Source organism: Nocardioides asiaticus, assembly GCF_040049175.1.
Taxonomy (GTDB): domain Bacteria; phylum Actinomycetota; class Actinomycetes; order Propionibacteriales; family Nocardioidaceae; genus Nocardioides; species Nocardioides cheoyonin.
Genome location: NZ_JBDZDM010000002.1, coordinates 500,929 through 518,907, shown reverse-complemented (window position 1 = coordinate 518,907; position 17,979 = coordinate 500,929). Strand labels below are relative to the sequence as shown.

Genomic DNA, 17,979 nt, shown 5'->3' with positions numbered 1-17,979 from the left:
CCCATGGCTGAGGTGGCTCCCGTCGTACCCGCCGACGAGAAGACGCGGGCCGAGATCCTGGCGGTGGAGGAACGCCGCCAGAAGGCGCTGCTCGCCGTCGACCTGGAGACGCTCGACGACCTGTTCGACGACTCGATCGTGCACACCCACGCGCCCGGACTCACCCACGACAAGGCACAGCTTCTGGAGCACGTCCGCACCCGGCAGGCCTATCACGACATCAAGCGCGGTGAGCTGACCATCCGCCTGGTCGGCGACGTCGCCGTCGTGACCGGACGGATCACCAACCGGCTCGGCAGCCCGGACGGCAGCGAACGCGTCCTCAGCGGCCAGGTCATCCAGGTGCTGCGCCGCTGCGAGGACGGTGCCTGGCGCTTCATCAGCTTCCAGATGACGCCGGACGGGGAGCACGTCTGGAAGCCCACCGCCTCCGAGCAGGCGAGCCTCGAGAAGATCGCGCAGGAGGAAGGACAGTCATGAAGATCGCCCGGTTCCACGTCGGCGACGGCCCCACGCTGCTCGGCCGCGTCGACGGCGACAAGATCACCGACATCTCGGGTCAGGTGGGCAGGTCGCTCCGGGCGATCCTGCCGTTCCTGCCCTCGCTCGAGCCGCAGATACTCAGCGCGCATGGTGAGACCCACGCGCTCGACGACGTCGTGCTCGAGGCGCCGATCGACAACCCGCAGAAGTACCTCGGCATCGGCATGAACTACAAGGAGCACGCCGAGGAGGCGCGCCGGGCCGGCATCCCGGTGCCGACCAGCCAGATGTGGTTCAACAAGCAGGTCTCGTGCATCAACGGTCCGTACGACGACATCGTGAAGCCGGCCATCTCCGACGAGCTCGACTACGAGATAGAGCTCGGCGTGGTCATCGGCCAGCGGTGCAAGAACGTCTCCGCGAGGGACGCCCGGTCGGTGATCGCCGGCTACCTGGTGGCCAACGACGTCTCCGTCCGCGATTGGCTGCAGAAGCGCTCGCCCACCTTCACCCTCGGCAAGTCCTTCGACACCCACGGTCCCATCGGACCGTGGCTGACGACGGCCGACGAGATCGACGACCCGCTCGCTCTCACCATGCGGCTCACCGTGAACGGCGAGGTGCGTCAGGACTGGCCCACCAGCGACATGATCTACGACATCTACGAGCAGATCGCCTACCTCACCCAGGTGTTCACGCTGATGCCGGGCGACATCCTCGCCACGGGTACGCCGTCGGGCATCGGCGCTCCCACCGGCAACTTCCTGAAGGTCGGTGACGTCGTCCGCGCCGAGATCGAAGGCCTGGGGGCGATCGAGAACCGCGTCGTCGCGGAGCCCGGGCCGAGCGGCTCATGACACCTCGCGTCAGCATCGACGTACCCGGCTTCCGGCATGCCAACCCGATCCCTGCTGCCAGCCGGATCGGCCCCATCCTCGCCTCCGGTGCACTCACCGGCCGCGATCCCGAGACGCAGGAGATGCCGGAGCGGCTCGACGAGCAGTGCGCGAACGTCTTCCGGCACGTCCGCGCGCTGCTCCAGGCCGCGGGTGGGACCACCGACGACATCCTGAAGATGACGTTCCACCTCGCCGACCCGCGCGACCGCGACGCACTCAACCGGGAGTGGACCGCGATGTTCCCCGACGCGGGGAGCCGCCCGGCCCGCCAGGCCGTCGCCGCCCGGCTGGACGGCGGCGCACTCATCCACTGCGACCTGCTCGCCGTCCTCTCCACCGATCTGCCGTGAAAGAGCCCATGAACGAGTCCGAGCTGCTCTCCTCCGTCCCCGACGGCCTGTACGTCGGCGGCCGGTGGCGGGCCGCCTCCGACGGTGCCACGCTCGACGTCCTCGACCCGGCGACCGGAGCGGTGATCAGGACCGTCGCCAGCGCATCGCCGGAGGACGGGGTGGCGGCGCTCGACGCCGCCTGCGACGCCTTCCCGGCGTGGGCGCGCACCCCCGCGCGTGGGCGCGCCGAGGTGGCGTACGGCGGGGAGTTCGTCCGCTGGTTCGCCGAGGTCGCCGCGCACGTCCAGGGCCGCTACGGGGCCACCCCGGAGGGCACCGGCCGGATGACGGTGACCCACCACCCGGTGGGCCCGTGCTACCTGATCACCCCGTGGAACTTCCCGCTGGCGATGGCGACCCGCAAGATCGCTCCGGCGCTGGCCGCGGGCTGCACGGTCGTCATCAAGCCGGCCGCGCCGACTCCGCTGACCACCTCCTTCCTCGTGAGGATCCTGGAGGAGGCGGGCCTCCCGCCGGGCGTGGTCAACGTCGTCACCACCAGCCGGCCGGGTGAGGTCACCGAGCCGATCATCACCGACCCGCGGCTGCGCAAGCTCTCCTTCACCGGCTCCACGGCGGTCGGCCAGCGGCTGCTCAAGCAGGCCGCGGACAACGTGCTGCGCGCCTCGATGGAGCTCGGCGGCAACGCGCCGTTCCTGATGTTCGAGGACGCCGACCTGGATCGCGCCGTGGACGGCGCGATGCTCGCCAAGTTCCGCAACGTGGGGCAGGCCTGCACCGCGGCCAATCGCTTCCTCGTGCACCGCGACGTGGCCGAGGAGTTCGCCGAGCGGGTCACCGTACGGGTCGAGGCGTTGAAGACCGGCCGCGGCACCGAGGAAGGGGTCGTGATCGGCCCGCTGATCGACGACAAGGCGGTCGCGAAGGCCGATGCCCTGGTGCAGGACGCCGTCGCGAGGGGCGCCACTCTGCGTACCGGCGGCAGGCCACCCGACGGCCCGGGCAGCTTCTATCCGGCGACGGTGCTCTCCGACGTACGCCCCGGCTCAGACCTGCTGAGGGAGGAGATCTTCGGGCCGGTACGGCCTCGTCTCCTATGTCTTCACCGAGTCCGCCGCCCGCGGCCAGCGCATGGAGGAGCGGCTCGAGACCGGGATGATGGGTCTCAACGTCGGCGTGATCTCGAACGCCGCGGCCCCCTTCGGCGGCTGGAAGCAGTCCGGGCTCGGCCGCGAGGGCGGGGACGAGGGCATCCACGAGTACCTCCAGACCAAGTACACCCTCACCCCCGAACCCTTCGCCTGAGGAGCAATCCATGACCGAGCCGACGATGACGTACGAGGCGCCCCAGACGATCAAGCGGATGCTCTTCGCCACGTGGGCGCTGCTCGACTCCCTCCGCCCCGACCTGAAGGCGCAGGCCTTCAGCCCCGACATGGCCGACCCGCGCCGCGTCGACTGGGACTTCATCCCCAAGCCGGACCGGGCGGGGATCCCGATGCACGCGCTCGACCGGCACCAGAAGGTGCTGGCCCACGCGCTGCTCAAGTCGGGGCTGAGCATGCGCGGCTACAGCCAGGCGCTCACGGTCATGGCCACCGAGGCGATGCTGCGGGAGCTCGAGGCCATCGAGCGCGGATTCGGCGTCCTGGCCGGGGACTTCCGCGACCCCGAGGCGTACTGGTTCAGCTTCTTCGGACGGCCCGGCTTCGAGGACACCTGGGGCTGGCGCGTCATCGGTCACCACCTGTCGGTGAACTACACGATCGTGGCGCAGCGCTACCTCACCGTGACGCCGCTGGCGATGGGCGCGCAGCCGGTGCCCGCCGGCGTACTCAACGCACTGGGCGAGAACGAGGAGCGCGCCCTCGACATCCTCCACTCCCTCTCCGCCGACGCCCGCGCGCAGGCGGTCATCCACGACGTCGCCCCCGCCGACTTCGCGACCCGGCAGGTGCCGTACGTCGGCGCGGAGGAGTGGCCGGACAACGTCGACCTCGGCATCGTGGGCTACGAGACGACCGACAAGGACCGGGAGCTGCTCCGCTTCGTCAAGGCCGACCCCTCAGGCATCAGCGGCGCCGACCTCACCGGCGCGCAGCTGCAGGCCGTGCGCGACCTGCTCCTCTACTTCATCGAGACGGGCCCCGACGAGATCGCGGGACAGTACCGGGCGCAGGTGCTGGCCGAGGACCCGGCCAGGCTCCGCTTCGCGTGGGCCGGGGGCACCGAGGCGAACACCGCCCACTACTTCCGCATCTCGACCTCCGGCCTGCTCGTCGAGGCGGACAACGCCGTCGCCGCCGGACAGCACGTCCACACGGTCTGGCGCGACCTCGACAACGACCTCGGCCACGACCTGCTGCTCGACCACTACGCCCAGCACGGCCCGAACGGCGAGCATCTGCAGCGCCGCCTGGTCTCCAACCGGCCCACCGAGGACGCCCCGCTGGTCACCGAGTCGTGGTACGCCCCGCAGGTCTACGAGAAGCACTGAGCATGCCGCGGCTCGTCAGTCCTGCCGGTAGCCGGCCCGGGCGAACTCGTTGTACGGGCACGGCTGGACCGTCGCCCGCAGACGCGGGAACCCGAGGTCGGCATCGGGCGCGACGTCGCCGCCCGGGTGGTTGCCCCACACCACGGTGACCTCCGTGCCGGGCTTCGACGCGTTCTCGGCGACCAGCGCGAGGCTCAGCATCGTGCCGTACGGGGCATTGAAGGCGGTGTACTCGGTATTGCCCACGAGCGCGCCGCCGAGCTCGACCCGCTGCTTCGCGAGCGTGTTGACGACTCCGTGGTCCGGCCCGAGGGCCTCAGCCACGTCGGCCGCATCCATCACGAGGGTCACCTTGTGGCGACGCTCTGAGTCCTTCAGCGCGCGCAGTGCGTCGCGGCCGAGGAAGTCGTGGTTGAACGAGACCGAGCGTCCGTAGTCGAGCTCATAAGGCGTGACGTAGTAGTCGGCGATGGTCGGCGAGTACCAGCTGCCGTTGAGCGGCTGCATCCCGTCCGGAGTGTGCAGCGGCAGCCACGAGCGGTAGCCCTTCTGGTCGGAGGTGTCCTCGTAGATCGCCGGTATCGGGGCCGGCACCCAGCCGCCCTCGGCCTGGGCGGTCGGGTAGGCCAGAGATCCGACCAGCTCGAGGCCGAACTGCTCCCCGGCCTTCATCAGCGCCTCCTTGACCGGCGCCTGGTCGGCGTGGTCGCCGATGAACTCGTAGCCGGGCTGACCGGCCATGCCGTGCCGCAGTGCGCGGAACGTCCTCCCCGCCAGCGTGACGTTCGTCGCGTGGAAGAACTTCGTCTCGGGCAGCGGGCCGCCGAACGCGCTCTCGATCAGCTGCTGCGCGAGAGGGCCCTGGATCTGGTACCGGAAGAAGGGCGGGATGTGGTCGGGATCGCGGGAGCAGTCGGGGTCGCTGGAGAGCTCGACGTCGTAGCCGCCCTGCTGGGCGTGGTAGGTGAGCCAGTTCTGCGCCGTCGGGCGGCCCGTGATCACATAGTCCTGCTCGCCACGGCGCAACAGGATCCCGTCGCCCACCAGGTAGCCGCTCTCATTGACCACCACGAGCTGCTTGGCCTGGTTGACGGCGAAGCTCTCGTAGTTGTTGGCGGTCAGCTCAGCGAGCATGCGCGACGCGTCCGGGCCGGAGACGAAGGTGTCCCACATGTGGTACGACAAGTCCATGAGGGCGACCCCGTCGCGCCAGGCGGCCTGCTCCTTGCGCCATCCCGAGTACTCCGGGGCGATCACCGGGGGGCTCCAGGGTCGCGGCTGGTCGGTCCACCGGAGTGCGACGGCCGAACCGGCCTTCTCGATGCCGTCCTGCAAGCTGGGTCGTGCCATGGCCCGTTCCTCTCGTTCCGGCATCGCCTCTGCGCGAGCCGTCCATGATGACAGATGTATGTCAACATAGAAGTTGTCTGTTAACAAGGGCTCGGAGAGAATGCTCCCGTGGAAGACGCCGCGAGGTCATGGGACGACGAGCTCACCCACGTGTTGTGGCGGGCACAGAACGCGGTCCACCGTCACGTCCAGGAGTCGCTGGACCATCTGGGCGTCACAGCGACCCAGCTCGGGCTGGCGGTGCACCTCGACCAGATCGGGCCGCTGTCCGCGGCAGACCTTTCGCGAGGCTTCCACATCGCACCGCAGAGCGTCGGGACCGCCCTCAACCGCCTCGAGAAGCTCGGCTGGGTGCGACGTCGTACGCACCCGGTGCACCGGCGAGTCGTGCTCTACGAGCTGACCGAGGCCGGCCGGGACGGGACGACGACAGGCCGAGAGGCCATGAGACGGACCAACGCGAGCGTCGCCGGCGACCTCTCGGAAGAGGAGATCGCCTCGTTGATCGGCCTCCTGCGCCGGATCACCGAGCCCATCGACGGGCCGGACGTGCCCGTCGTCCCCGCCTGGCCGGTCCGGCCCGCCCGTCAGGACCGCGGCAGCCGCAGGAGGTCGTAGAGAGCCTCGAGGGCTTCTGTCGCGTCGGCGAGAGCGCGCTGGTGCTCCTCGCCGAGGGCGGCGTACGCCTCCTCGATCGGTCGCGACCAGCCGGCGGCGATGGCCTCGTGCTCCGCTTCCCCCTCGGCGGTCGCACGTACGAGCGTGATCCGCCGGTCCGCGGGGCTCGTCTCCTTGGTCACCAGCCCGCGGTCGACGAGCACCCGGATCGCCGCGCTCACATTGGGTTGGCGCAGTCCCAGCGCCTGGGCGAGCTCCCCGATGGTCGATCCAGGGGCGTCGACGATCTGCTTGAGCAGGGCCAGCTCGGTGGTCGGGATGGGGCCGACGCCCGCGCGCTCGGGGGCCCGCCGGTGGACGGTCCATCCGAGCTCGCGCAGGACCTCGGCCAACTCACGTCGTCGCCGGAGCTCGCTCACCGGCGGATCGTAGCGACCATCGACACGATCACAGCGGCTGCGCCATGACCTCGAGGACGCGGTCGGTGGCTGCGACGTTGTCGTAGCCCGGCTTGCGCCCCATCTCCCACTCCGCGATGTCGAGCGAGGTGTCGACGACGAGCCTGCATCGCTCGAAGCGACGATCGGTGTACTCCGCGAAGGCGGCCTCGAGCTCGTCGTGCTTGCCGAGGACGTCGGCGAGCACGACACCGTCCTCGATCGCCTGCGCCGCGCCCTGACCCAGGTGCGGCGTGATGGCGTGGACGGCGTCGCCCATCAGCACGATGCGGCCCTTGTGCCACGGCGCGTCGACGATGAGGGACTCCTCGGGCCGGAGCACGATGTCGCACTCGTCGGTGATGAACTCGTCGCGGATGCGGCCCATGAAGCCGCCGAAGGGCGCGAGGTGGTCACGCAGCCTCTCCGCACTGTCCATGCCGGAGTCGGGCGCCTGCCTCTCCATCTGGGCGTTGTAGAAGAGGTACGCGAGGTCCTTGCCGATGGGCACCAGGCCGGCCATACCGGCCTCACTCGCCTGCAGGATGATGCTGTCGATCTCGGGCAGGAGCGGGATGTTGACGCGGTAGGCCGACTGGCCGATGTAGTAGGGCTCGACGTCGCTCTCGACGACGTAGCCGCGGACCTTGGAGTAGACGCCGTCGGCGCCGACGACGAGGTCGAACCGGCCCGTGCTCCCGTCGGTGAAGGTGACGTCGACGCCCGCTCCGTCATCCTTGAGCTCGCTGAACGTCAGCGAGTAGCGGATGGTCACGCCCGCGCCGAGGGCGTGGCCGGTGAGGATCTCGTGCAGCCTGGGCCGGGTGAGACCGTTCATCGGCGGTAGGTCGACGCCGGGGACCGGCGTGCCCGGCATCTCCTTGATGAACCTCCCGTCGGTCGAGTACAGACCGCCCCAGCGCTTGGCCGGCGATGCAGTCCTGGGCGCAGCCGATCATGTCGAGCGCGCGCAGGGCGTTCATCGGCTGGATGATCCCCACGCCGTAGACCGACGAGTGCACGTCCGAGTGCCGCTCGACGACCGTGGTCTCGTACCCCTTCTGCTGCAGCGCGATGGCGGCCGACAGACCACCGATCCCGCCTCCCACGACAAGAACCGAGCCACGACTCATGGGGACCTCTCCTCCTTGCCGCGATCTCGCGGCTGAACGGCATGCGATGTGGCGCGTGCCACACCAAAAGGATATGAAGACATATATATGGTCGTCAACGGGATCGCGTGCGATTTCTGATGTGACGTGGTGGCTTCGAGACGGCCCGACGGGCCAGCTTCGTCGTTGTGCTGCGAAGGGCACCCGACCTGCCCGATCATGCTGGGGTGACCTCTCGACGTCGGCCCGTGGCCCGCGCCATCGCGGTGCTCGCGAGTCTGGTCGTCGGCCTGACCGTGCTCGCGACGACGACCGGCTCGGCGAGTGCTGACGACGTGACCACGACGGGGACGGTCCTCTCCCCCGACCAGGTATGCCCTCGGAACACCGCGCCCGGCCGGATGTCCTGCTTCGCCCGCGCTACGACGGTGGTCACGACCAAGACGGCGGCAGTCGCCCGCCTGCGGTCCCTCGACGCTGCCGAGGACACCGACACCGAGGACTCCGACGCGAGCGAGCCGGCCTCCACGCCCGTCTCCGGGTACTACACCCCGGCCGACCTGCAGGCGATGTACGACCTGCCGTCGTTCACCGGCAACCCGACCGTCGCCATCGTCGACGTCGGCCACGACCCCCGCGCGGTCTCCGACCTGGCCTACTACCGCTCGTACTTCAAGCTCCCTGCCTGCACGAAGGCGAGCGGATGCCTCAAGGAGGTCAACCAGCATGGCTCGACCTCCAACCTGCCGAGCGAGAAGACCACCTGGGACGGAGAGATCGCCCTCGACCTCCAGATGGTCTCCGCGATCTGCCCGACCTGCCACATCCTGCTGGTCGACGCGGACTCGGATTCCGCCGACGACCTCGGTACGGCGGTGCGGACCGCGACGAACCTGGGCGCCCAGTACGTCTCCATGTCGTGGGGCGGCGCGGAGGGCACCGGAGAGACGGACTACGACACTGCCTACCTGAGCGAGCCGAACGTCACCTACGTCGCCGCGACCGGCGACTCGGGCTACTCGGCCGGGACGATGTGGCCCGCGGCGGGCAAGGGCGTCATCGCGGCGGGCGGCACGACCGTGAAGCGGACGGCCACCAACGGCACCGCCAGCGACTTCACCATGACCGCATGGACGGGCACCGGGTCCGGCTGCTCGAAGTACGAGGCGCAGCCCTCGGGCCAGACGTTGATCGCCGCGCTCACCAAGGCCTGCGGCAGGCGAGCCCAGAGCGACGTCTCCGCGCTGGCCGACCCGAACACCGGGCCCTTGGTCCGGGTGCACGGCGAGTGGTCGCTGATCGGCGGAACCTCCGCGGCCGCCCCGGCGATCGCCGCGATGTACGCGATCGCGGGCAACCACACGAACGCCGGCTCGATCTACGGCAACTACCTCATCGCCCCTTCGCGGTTCCGCGACGTCACGTCGGGCGCGACCACGGGCTGCCCGAGCGGGAAGCTGCTGTGCACCGCGAAGACGGGCTGGGACGGCCCGACCGGACTGGGCAGCCCGCTCGGCGTCGAGGGCCTCAGGACGAGCACGAAGGCGGTCGCACCGGTGACCCTGAGCCCTCGCAACCCGGGCACCGTGACAGCGACCAAGGGCCGGGCCACGCGGTGGAACATCTCCTACACCGGCCGCGCACCGGTCACCGGAGTCACCTACTCGGCCACCGGCCTGCCGGCCGGGATGCGGGTCCTCGGCGGCTACGTCACCGGCACCCCGACCCGGACGGGGTCAGGCACCGCGACGATCACGGCTCGCGCCGTGGGCGGCGCGACGCCGACGTACAGGACGGGCTCGACGACCTTCCACTGGAAGGTCGTGGTCCACCGGATCGTCCGCGCCGGCAGGATCGTGGTCACCGGCCAGGCCAGGCGCGGCACGCGGGTCACGGCCACCGTCGGCCTGTTCCGGGAGGACACGACCCGGGGCGCCGTCGTCCACCCGCACCTGAGCTACGTCTGGTACGCCGGCGGCACGCGCGTCAGGGGGGTCACCGGCCGCACCCTGCTGCTGCGCAGCGCCTGGAGGAACCAGCGCGTCTCGTTCACGGTGACCGCCTCCGGCCCCGGCCTGGTCACCCGCTCGTTCGCCTCGCCGCGCAGCGCCAGGATCCGCTGACGGGGCTGTTCGGTATCGATACCCTCGGGGCTCCCGCGACCCCGGAGGACCCCGATGAGCAGCTCTCCCCTGGTCGTGCTCACCGAGCGCGACGTACGCCGCCTGCTGACCCTGGACGCCGCGATCGAGTCCCAGCGCGCGTGCTTCCGGGCGCTCGGGTCGGGCGAGGCGGTGCTGCCGGCGCGGCTGCTGGTGGAGGGGGCCGAGGAGTCGATGGCGTTCTGCTACGCCGCCCGGCTGCGGCCGGACGCTCCGGCGGTGAGCAAGTTCGGCAGCGTCAACCCGGGCAACGCGGCGGCCGGGCTGCCGGTGGTGAATGCGGCGGTGCTCGTGCTCGACCCGGCCACCGGCATGCCGGCAGCGCTGATGGACGGGACGAGCGTGACCGAGATCCGTACGGCGGCGGCGTCGGCCGTCGCGGCTGAGGCTCTCGCACCCCGGGCCCGCACGCTCGCGGTCCTCGGCACCGGGGTCCAGGGTCTCGCACACGCCCGCGCGATCACGCGCACCCACGCGCTGGACGAGATCAGGGTGTGGGGCCGCGACACGCGACGGCGGGAGGAGGCGGCCGCGGCGCTGACCGCCGAGCTCGACACCACGGTCGTCGCGGCGGGATCGGCCGAGGCCGCCGTCCGCGGAGCCGACCTCGTGACGCTGTGCACGACGAGCACGACCCCGGTGATCGAGACGGCGTGGTGCGCGCCGGGGACGACGGTGATCAGCGTCGGCTCCTTCGCGCCGGACCGGCACGAGTACGCCCAGGACCTCCTCACCACCGCAGGCGCGGTCGTGGTCGACGATCTCGAGACCGCCGAGGAGCACGCCGGCCCGGTCGCACAGGCGCTGCGCGAGGGCACGCTCGAACGGGACGCGGTCGCCACCCTCGGCGAGGTGCTCGTCGGTGCCCGCCCGGGACGCGGCTCGGCGGAGGAGATCGTGCTCTACAACTCGGTCGGCATCGGCGCCCAGGACGCGGCCGCCGCCGGCGTACTCCTCGACCTCGCGCGCGGGAGCGGCGACGCCCGCGTCATCGACCTGAGCGGCTGACGGCGGACTTCAAGGTTTTACGGCCGCGAAAAGGCCCGGTTACGCGGTCGCCCGACGGTGGAGCCCCCGAGCCCGCACCGTCAGGAGAACCGTGAGTCCCGAGCCCAAGGCAGTGGTCGACGTCTGGCACCTGCGCAAGCAGTACGGCGACCACGTGGTCCTCGACAGCGTGGACCTCCAGGTGCAGCAGGGCGAGGTCGCCGCGGTCATCGGCCCGAGCGGCGCCGGCAAGAGCACGATGCTGCGCTGCATCAACCTGCTCGAGACCCCGGACGCCGGCGCGATCACCGTCGCCGGCACCACGGTCGACACCGGCCGGTCCGTGCGCGCGAAGGACCTCGCGAGGCTGCGCCGCAAGGTCGGGATGGTCTTCCAGAGCTTCAACCTGTTCCCGCACCTCACCGTGCTGCGCAACATCACCCTGCCGCAGCAGCGCGTGCTGGGACGGTCGAAGGTGGAGGCGGAGGCCCGCGCGATGGAGCTGCTCACCCGGGTGGGCCTGGCCGAGAAGGCCACCCAGTACCCCGCGCGCTGCTCCGGCGGGCAGCAGCAGCGGATCGCGATCGCCCGGGCCCTCGCACTCGACCCCGAGGTGATGCTCTTCGACGAGCCGACCAGCGCACTGGACCCCGAGCTCGGGCTCGAGGTGCTGACCGTGATGCGCGAGCTCGCCGACGAGGGCATGACGATGGTCGTCGTCACCCACGAGATGCAGTTCGCCCGGGACGTCTCCGACCACCTGCTGGTGATGGCCGACGGCGGCATCATCGAGCAGGGACACCCGGAGAGGATCTTCGCCGAGCCGGCCCACGAGCGGACCCGGCAGTTCCTGCGCGCGGTGCTCGACCGATGAGCCTGGACTACGTCACCACGATCCTGCAGGGCGTGCCCATGACCCTGCTCCTGACCTTCGCGGGTCTCGGCCTCGGCATCGTGGGCGGCATCCCGCTGGCCGTGCTGCGCCAGTCGAGGATCTGGCCGGTCCGGACCCTGGCGCGGCTGGTCATCGACCTGCTGCGCGGCATCCCGATCATCGTGTGGCTCTTCATCGTCATCTTCGGGCTGGGCGCCTACATCCAGTATGACGACGTCACGCTCCCGGTGGTCCTCGGCCTCGGCCTGATCTCCTCGGCGTACCTCGCCGAGATCTACCGCGGCGGCCTCGCCGCGATCCACGCCGGACAGTTCGAGGCCTCCACCGCGCTCGGGATGACCCGCCTCGACACGATGGCCCGGATCGTCGGCCCGCAGATCGCTCGGATCTCGATCCCGGCCGCCGCGACGTACGGCATCGGGCTCCTCAAGGACTCCTCGATCGCCTTCACCGTCGGCGTCCAGGAGGTTATGTACTGGACCAACGACGTCGCCCGCACCCGCTCCGACGCGATCGGGCCGTACGTCGCCGCCGGGCTGCTCTACATCGTGCTGTCGGTGCTGTGCGCGTGGGGTGCCCGGTCCCTCGGCGGGGTGCTGCGCAGGCGGGTGGCGCGATGAGCATCCCGGCGATCGCCCCCCTGACGTTCGTCGACGACTGGGCCGACGCGTTCCCCGACCTTCTGCCCGGACTCTGGGTCAGCATCAAGGTGACCCTGATCGCGCTGGTGATCGGCCTGCCGCTCGGGCTGCTGCTCGCGATCGCGAACGGTGCCCGCGCCCGCGTGGTCCGCTGGCTCGCGGTGCTGCTCGTCGAGATCGGCCGCGGCATGCCCGCGCTGGTGATGCTGCAGCTCCTCTACTTCGGCCTCCCGACCGCGGGCGTCGTGCTCAGCTCGTTCTGGGCGGCCGGCCTCGGACTGGGGCTCACCACGGCGGCCTACACCTCCGAGATCATCCGCGGCGGCCTCAACGCCGTCCCGCAGGGCGAGGTCGAGGCGGCGACGGCGCTCAACCTGTCCCGGACGGACACCCTGCGGTTCATCGTCGTGCCGCAGGGGCTGCGGGTCGCGATCCCGGCGCTGATGGGGTTCGCGATCCTGATCTTCCAGGCCTCCTCGCTGGCCTACACGATCGCGCTCCCCGAGCTCCTCGCGCAGGCGTACTCCTGGGGCTCCTCGAGCTTCAAGTACCTCCCGGTGCTCGTGCTCGCCGGGCTGATGTACGCCGTCATCACCATCCCCGCCGGACTGCTCACCGAGCGGGCCGAGCGCCGGCTGTCCCGTCACCTCTGACCCGTCCGGACCCACCCACCCGCAAGGAGAGACCCATGTTGAAGCGCATCGCCACCCTCGTCCCGGTGGGCCTGCTGACGGCCGCGACCCTGACCGCCTGCGGGTCGTCCTCGACCTCGACGGTGTCGGCGGACTGCAAGCCCGCCCACAGCGACGTCACGACGCTCAAGGACGGCACCCTCACGGCGGCCGGCTACGACCTGCCGCCCTTCAGCAAGATCGAGGGCGACGAGATCACCGACGTCGACGGCGACATCATCAAGGCGATCGCGAAGAAGGAGTGCCTCACCGTCACGGTCAAGAGCGTCCAGGCGGCGGCCGCGATCCCGATGGTGCAGAACGGCCAGGCCGACATCGCCTTCGGCGACTGGTACCGCACCAAGGAGCGGGCCGCGATCGTCAGCCTCACAGACCCGATCTACACCGACCAGATGGGGATCATCTCCGAGGACGGCGTGAGCTCGATCCCGGACATGAAGGGCAAGTCGGTCGGCACCGTCGACGGCTTCCTCTGGGTCGACGACCTGAAGAAGTACCTCGGCGACCTCAAGGTCTACAGCTCGCCGCTCAACCTCTACCAGGACCTCACGACCGGCCGCCTCGACATCGCCGTGGACAGCTTCGGGTCGGGCGTCTACAACACCGACAAGTACGACGGGAAGTACAAGGTCGAGGTCGCCGAGAAGTTCGACCCGGTCAAGGCGTCGCTGCAGGGCGCCCAGTCGACCTTCCCGACGATGAAGTCCGAGACCGCGCTGCTCGACGCGCTCAACGAGGACATCGCCGACCTGCGCGACAGTGGTGAACTGGCGAAGATCATGAAGGAGAACGGACTCGACGAGTCCGCCGCCGAGCCGGGCGCTCCCCGGCTCATCGGCTGACGGGCAGCCCGGAGGAGGAGAGCGATGAGCCAGCCGCATCCCGCCGCCGCTGACGTGGTCGTCATCGGCGGCGGGATCATGGGCCTCAGCACGGCCTACCAGCTCGCGACGGCGGGCCTCGGCGTCGTGCTGCTCGAGCGGGACAGCCTCGGCGGAGGCTCGACCTGCAAGGCCGCAGGCGGCGTACGCGCCAACTTCTCCGACGAGATCAACATCGCCCTCGGGCTGCGCAGCCTGGAGACGTTCGAGCGGTTCGCCGCCGACTTCGAGCAGGAGATCGACCTCCACCAGCCGGGCTACCTCTTCCTGCTCGACGACCCCGACGACGTACGTCTCTTCGAGGCGAACGCCGCCCTGCAGAACTCGCTCGGGGTCGAGAGCCGGCTCGTCGACGTCGACGAGGCGCAGCGGCTCTCGCCGGTCATCGACACCGACGGGCTGGTCGGCGCGCTGTACTCCCCGCGGGACGGGCACTGCACACCGGAGTCGGTCGTGCTCGGCTACGCCCGCGCCGCCCGGCGGGCGGGAGCACGGCTCGTCACCGGGTGCCCCGCCACCGGGATCGACCTCGACGGCGACGGCACCGGCCATCGGATCACCGGGGTGCGTACGCCGGCCGGCACGATCGCCACCTCGCAGGTCGTCTGCGCCGCGGGCGCCTGGTCCAAGGAGGTCGGCGCATGGGTGGGCACGCCGCTGCCGGTCGAGCCGCTGCGACGGCAGATCATCGTCACCGGCCCCGTCCCGCAGCTGCCCGACCCGCTGGCGTTCACCATCGAGTTCTCGACCGGGTTCTACTTCCACCGCGAGGGCGACGGGCTCCTCGTCGGGATGGGCGAGCCGAGCGACTCCTGGGGCTTCGACCTCAGCCGCGACCCGGCATGGCTCACCGGCGTTGCCGAGGCGATGGAGCGGCGTACGCCGGCCCTCGCCGATGTCGGCCTCGCCCGCGGCTGGGCGGGGCTCTACGAGATGACCCCCGACCACAACGCCCTCATCGGCCGGTCGCGCGCCACCCCCGGGTTCTTCTACGCCGCCGGCTTCTCCGGCCACGGCTTCCTGATGGGCCCCGCGGTCGGTGAGGTGATGCGCGCCCTCGTCCTCGGGGAGACGCCGTTCGTCGACGTCTCCGCCCTCGACGCGGAGCGGTTCGCCGACGCCGGCACCCGCCCCGAAGCCAACTTCGTCTGACGCACCCCACGACAAAGGAGTCCCGATGTCCCGTTCCCAGATCCCCGGCAGCGACGTCCTCGGTCCGCGCGCGCTCGAGGCGGCGACCGCGTGCGGCGTCGACGTCGCCGCGCTCGCCGGCGACGCCCGGCACGACTCGCCCGTCAACGGCGCCACCCTCGGCCCGATCGGCTGGGTCGCCCCCGCCGACGTCGACACGGCCGTCGAGCGCGCCCGGGCGGCGTTCCTGGAGTGGCGCCGGGTCCCGGCCCCCGCTCGCGGCGCGGTGGTCAAGCGGTTCGGCGAGCTGCTCACCGAGCACAAGGCCGACCTCGCCGCGCTGGTCAGCCTGGAGGTCGGCAAGATCACCTCCGAGGCGGCCGGCGAGGTGCAGGAGATGATCGACATCTGCGACTTCGCGCTGGGCCTGTCCCGGCAGCTCTACGGTCGTACGTCGGTCTCGGAGCGGCCCGGTCACCGGCTCATGGAGACCTGGCACCCGCTCGGCGTCGTCGGTGTGATCAGCGCGTTCAACTTCCCCGTCGCGGTCTGGTCGTGGAACACCGCGATCGCCCTCGTCTGCGGCGACACCGTCGTCTGGAAGCCCTCCGAGCAGGCGCCGCTGTGCGCCCGGGCCGCGGCCGCGCTGCTCGACCGGGCGCTGGCCGAGCAGGGCGCCCCGGCGTACGTCAGCCAGGTCGTCGTCGGCGGGCCCGACGTCGGCGAGGCGCTCGTCGACCACCCCGGTGTCGCGCTGGTGAGCGCCACCGGGTCGACCCGGATGGGCCGCGCGGTCGGACCGCGGGTGGCCAACCGGTTCGGGCGGTCGCTGCTCGAGCTCGGCGGCAACAACGCCGCGATCGTCGCGCCCTCGGCCGACCTCGACCTCGCCCTGCGCGGCATCGTCTTCGCCGCCGCCGGCACCGCCGGCCAGCGCTGCACCACGATGCGGCGGGTCATCGCCCACCGCAGCGTCGCCGACGAGCTCACCAAGCGGCTGGCCGAGGCCTACGTCCGGCTCCCCATCGGCAACCCGATGGCCGAGGGCACCCTCGTCGGGCCGCTCGTCCACGGCAAGGCGTACGACGTCATGGCAGCCGCCATCGAGCAGGCGAGCGCCGAGGGCGGCACCGTCGTCGCCGGTGGCGAGCGGGTCCTCGCCGACGCGGCGCCGGACGCCTACTACGTCCAGCCGACGATCATGACCATGCCCGGCCAGACCGACATCGTCCGCACCGAGACCTTCGCGCCGCTCCTCTACCTGGTGACGTACGACGACTTCGACGAGGCGATCGCGCTCAACAACGACGTGCCCCAGGGGCTGTCGTCGTCGCTGTTCACGCGCGACCAGGCCGAGGCCGAGCTGTACGTCTCCGCGGAGGGCTCCGACTGCGGGATCGTCAACGTCAACATCGGCACCTCGGGCGCCGAGATCGGCGGCGCGTTCGGCGGCGAGAAGGAGACCGGCGGCGGCCGCGAGTCCGGCTCGGACGCCTGGCGCTCCTACATGCGGCGGGCGACCAACACGATCAACTACTCCGGCGAGCTGCCGCTGGCCCAGGGGGTCGACTTCTCGGTCTGAGCCTCCCGGTTAGTGACGGTGCGCGGGGGCGGGGCCCCAGCTCGGGTCCTTGTCGAAGAGCGGCGACACCGAGAACCGGCGCTTGTGGCTGCCGTCCCAGCTCATCGTCCAGATGTCACCGAGTCGGGAGCCGTCACTTCGGGTCTCGTCCCTGACGTACGCGATGCTGCGCCCGTCGGGGCTCCAGGCCGGGTGGTAGTTCGCCACCGCGCTCGGGCCGGGCGAGGTCAGGTACCGGAGGCTGGCGACGCAGGACGCGGCGGACCGGCACCGACCGTCTACGGTCGCCACGGCCGCGCTGCGTCCCCCCGACGTGCCGGTCTCGAACACGACCCGGGCGTTCGTAGGGCCGCGACGAGCCGGCGAGACCGACACCTCGTCGACGTCGAGCGACCACGGAGTGAGGCGCTGGACATGCCCACCGGGTGACCTGCGGAACGCGGCGTGAAGGGCGTCGGAGTCCCGCACGCGGAGGAAGTACATCGTCCCGTCGGGCGCGAAGGTCGCCCCGTAGTCCTCGTAGACGCCGTCGATGCCGGGCGGGGAGACCCGCGTGATCCGGTGGCCGGACAGATCGGCGGACATCAGGACGACGGAGGCGAAGCTGTCGGTCTCGGGGATGTACGGGCCGAGCACCCTGGTGAAGAGCAGGTGCCGGCCGTCCGGCGCCCACGTGGGCGACTGGTCGTCGATGCAGGGATCGGCGCACCCGAGGTCGAGGATCCGCTCATGGTCGCCGTCGATGCCGACGACCCCGAGCCTGATCGAGCCGTCGGAGGACTCGCGCTGGAAGACCACCTGCCGACCGTCGGGAGAGATCCGCGGGAGTACGTCGCTGATCCCGGGCTGCGTCGCGGTGAGCTCGCGTACCGACCCACCGAGCCCGGACGCCACGAGCTGGACCGCGCCGCCGTCGGCGGTGTAGCGCGACCAGACGATCTGCGTCCTCGCCTCGTGGTGGTCGTACGCCGAGGCCCTGGCGTGCTGCGCCGCGCCGGGTCCCGCCATCGCGACCGGGATCGCCGCGAGCGCCGCGGCGACGAGTGCGGCGAGAGCGAGTCTGGGAGCCCTACCCGGAGCGAATTGACGGACGTGGATCATGACGCACCCCCCTGTGCGTCCCGCGCCCACCCCCCGTGGACCCGGGCCTCTCGACCATAGGAGCACCGCGCCGCCGTGCGCATCCTGCAGGTTGGCGATCTTCGCCTCGTCCGCCGCTCATCCGCATTCGGATCTCCTCATCCGCATCTCGCGACCGC

General features: G+C 71.0%; 18 protein-coding genes and 1 pseudogene. 14 read left to right on the top strand and 5 right to left on the bottom strand.

Annotated elements, in window-relative coordinates; translation table 11 throughout:
• Positions 1 to 3 precede the first annotated feature (3 nt).
• From ABLE53_RS08225 to ABLE53_RS08205, 5 genes are read left to right on the top strand one after another with little or no spacing between them, the layout of a single operon-like run.
• Positions 4 to 480, top strand: a complete 477-nt coding sequence (locus ABLE53_RS08225) for a nuclear transport factor 2 family protein (protein WP_348858310.1) — start codon at positions 4 to 6, stop codon at positions 478 to 480.
• Complete coding sequence (locus ABLE53_RS08220; RefSeq protein ID WP_348858309.1) at positions 477 to 1,340, top strand: fumarylacetoacetate hydrolase family protein; 864 nt, start codon at positions 477 to 479, stop codon at positions 1,338 to 1,340. Before ABLE53_RS08225 ends, ABLE53_RS08220 begins: the two co-directional genes overlap by 4 nt.
• Positions 1,337 to 1,732, top strand: coding sequence for a RidA family protein (locus ABLE53_RS08215; protein ID WP_348858308.1), 396 nt, complete (start codon positions 1,337 to 1,339; stop codon positions 1,730 to 1,732). The genes ABLE53_RS08220 and ABLE53_RS08215 overlap by 4 nt, the downstream gene beginning before the upstream one ends.
• Positions 1,733 to 1,740: 8 nt before the next feature.
• Positions 1,741 to 3,054 (top strand): aldehyde dehydrogenase family protein, encoded by a 1,314-nt coding sequence (locus ABLE53_RS08210; protein ID WP_348858307.1) that lies wholly within the window; start codon positions 1,741 to 1,743, stop codon positions 3,052 to 3,054.
• On the top strand, positions 3,051 to 4,232 hold the full coding sequence (locus ABLE53_RS08205) for a DUF3500 domain-containing protein (RefSeq protein ID WP_348858306.1): 1,182 nt from the start codon (positions 3,051 to 3,053) through the stop codon (positions 4,230 to 4,232). Before ABLE53_RS08210 ends, ABLE53_RS08205 begins: the two co-directional genes overlap by 4 nt.
• Before the next feature lie 15 nt (positions 4,233 to 4,247).
• Here the strand turns inward: ABLE53_RS08205 and ABLE53_RS08200 are convergent, their stop codons facing one another.
• Positions 4,248 to 5,582: a hypothetical protein gene (locus ABLE53_RS08200; RefSeq protein WP_348858305.1), complete on the bottom strand. Its 1,335-nt coding sequence runs from the start codon at positions 5,580 to 5,582 to the stop codon at positions 4,248 to 4,250.
• 108 nt (positions 5,583 to 5,690) lie between these two features.
• On the opposite strand from ABLE53_RS08200, the gene ABLE53_RS08195 reads away from it, so the two are divergent.
• Positions 5,691 to 6,200: a MarR family winged helix-turn-helix transcriptional regulator gene (locus ABLE53_RS08195; protein WP_348858304.1), complete on the top strand. Its 510-nt coding sequence runs from the start codon at positions 5,691 to 5,693 to the stop codon at positions 6,198 to 6,200.
• On the opposite strand, the gene ABLE53_RS08190 is transcribed toward ABLE53_RS08195, so the two are convergent.
• The 3 genes and pseudogenes from ABLE53_RS08190 to ABLE53_RS24795 form a co-directional block, all read right to left on the bottom strand.
• A complete protein-coding gene (locus ABLE53_RS08190) occupies positions 6,170 to 6,619 on the bottom strand; it encodes a MarR family winged helix-turn-helix transcriptional regulator (RefSeq protein WP_348858302.1) in 450 nt (149 codons plus the stop codon). The genes ABLE53_RS08195 and ABLE53_RS08190 overlap by 31 nt on opposite strands.
• A 28-nt stretch (positions 6,620 to 6,647) precedes the next feature.
• Positions 6,648 to 7,514: an FAD-dependent monooxygenase gene (locus tag ABLE53_RS08185; protein ID WP_348858301.1), complete on the bottom strand. Its 867-nt coding sequence runs from the start codon at positions 7,512 to 7,514 to the stop codon at positions 6,648 to 6,650.
• A gap of 64 nt (positions 7,515 to 7,578) precedes the next feature.
• A pseudogene (locus ABLE53_RS24795) lies at positions 7,579 to 7,770 on the bottom strand (FAD-dependent oxidoreductase); the annotation flags it as partial.
• A 206-nt stretch (positions 7,771 to 7,976) separates the two neighbouring features.
• Between ABLE53_RS24795 and ABLE53_RS08180 the strand changes: the two are divergent.
• From ABLE53_RS08180 to amaB, 8 genes are all read left to right on the top strand, one after another.
• Positions 7,977 to 9,872 carry a S53 family peptidase gene (locus ABLE53_RS08180; RefSeq protein WP_348858300.1) on the top strand — a complete coding sequence of 632 codons (1,896 nt, stop codon included), beginning with the start codon at positions 7,977 to 7,979 and terminating at the stop codon, positions 9,870 to 9,872.
• A 54-nt stretch (positions 9,873 to 9,926) separates the two neighbouring features.
• A complete protein-coding gene (locus tag ABLE53_RS08175; RefSeq protein WP_348858299.1) occupies positions 9,927 to 10,919 on the top strand; it encodes an ornithine cyclodeaminase family protein in 993 nt (330 codons plus the stop codon).
• Between the two features lie 91 nt (positions 10,920 to 11,010).
• Complete coding sequence (locus ABLE53_RS08170) at positions 11,011 to 11,772, top strand: amino acid ABC transporter ATP-binding protein (RefSeq protein WP_348858298.1); 762 nt, start codon at positions 11,011 to 11,013, stop codon at positions 11,770 to 11,772.
• Entirely contained in the window at positions 11,769 to 12,413 is a 645-nt protein-coding gene (locus ABLE53_RS08165) for an amino acid ABC transporter permease (protein WP_348858297.1), read from the top strand. Before ABLE53_RS08170 ends, ABLE53_RS08165 begins: the two co-directional genes overlap by 4 nt.
• Positions 12,410 to 13,087 (top strand): amino acid ABC transporter permease, encoded by a 678-nt coding sequence (locus ABLE53_RS08160; RefSeq protein ID WP_348858296.1) that lies wholly within the window; start codon positions 12,410 to 12,412, stop codon positions 13,085 to 13,087. Before ABLE53_RS08165 ends, ABLE53_RS08160 begins: the two co-directional genes overlap by 4 nt.
• Before the next feature lie 35 nt (positions 13,088 to 13,122).
• Positions 13,123 to 13,968: a substrate-binding periplasmic protein gene (locus ABLE53_RS08155; protein WP_348858295.1), complete on the top strand. Its 846-nt coding sequence runs from the start codon at positions 13,123 to 13,125 to the stop codon at positions 13,966 to 13,968.
• 24 nt (positions 13,969 to 13,992) lie between these two features.
• Complete coding sequence (locus ABLE53_RS08150) at positions 13,993 to 15,159, top strand: NAD(P)/FAD-dependent oxidoreductase (protein WP_348858294.1); 1,167 nt, start codon at positions 13,993 to 13,995, stop codon at positions 15,157 to 15,159.
• Positions 15,160 to 15,184: 25 nt separating this feature from the next.
• On the top strand, positions 15,185 to 16,720 hold the full coding sequence (amaB, locus tag ABLE53_RS08145) for an L-piperidine-6-carboxylate dehydrogenase (protein ID WP_348858292.1): 1,536 nt from the start codon (positions 15,185 to 15,187) through the stop codon (positions 16,718 to 16,720).
• Positions 16,721 to 16,729: 9 nt separating this feature from the next.
• On the opposite strand, the gene ABLE53_RS08140 is transcribed toward amaB, so the two are convergent.
• Positions 16,730 to 17,821 carry a hypothetical protein gene (locus tag ABLE53_RS08140; protein WP_348858291.1) on the bottom strand — a complete coding sequence of 364 codons (1,092 nt, stop codon included), beginning with the start codon at positions 17,819 to 17,821 and terminating at the stop codon, positions 16,730 to 16,732.
• Between the last annotated feature and the right edge of the window lie 158 nt (positions 17,822 to 17,979).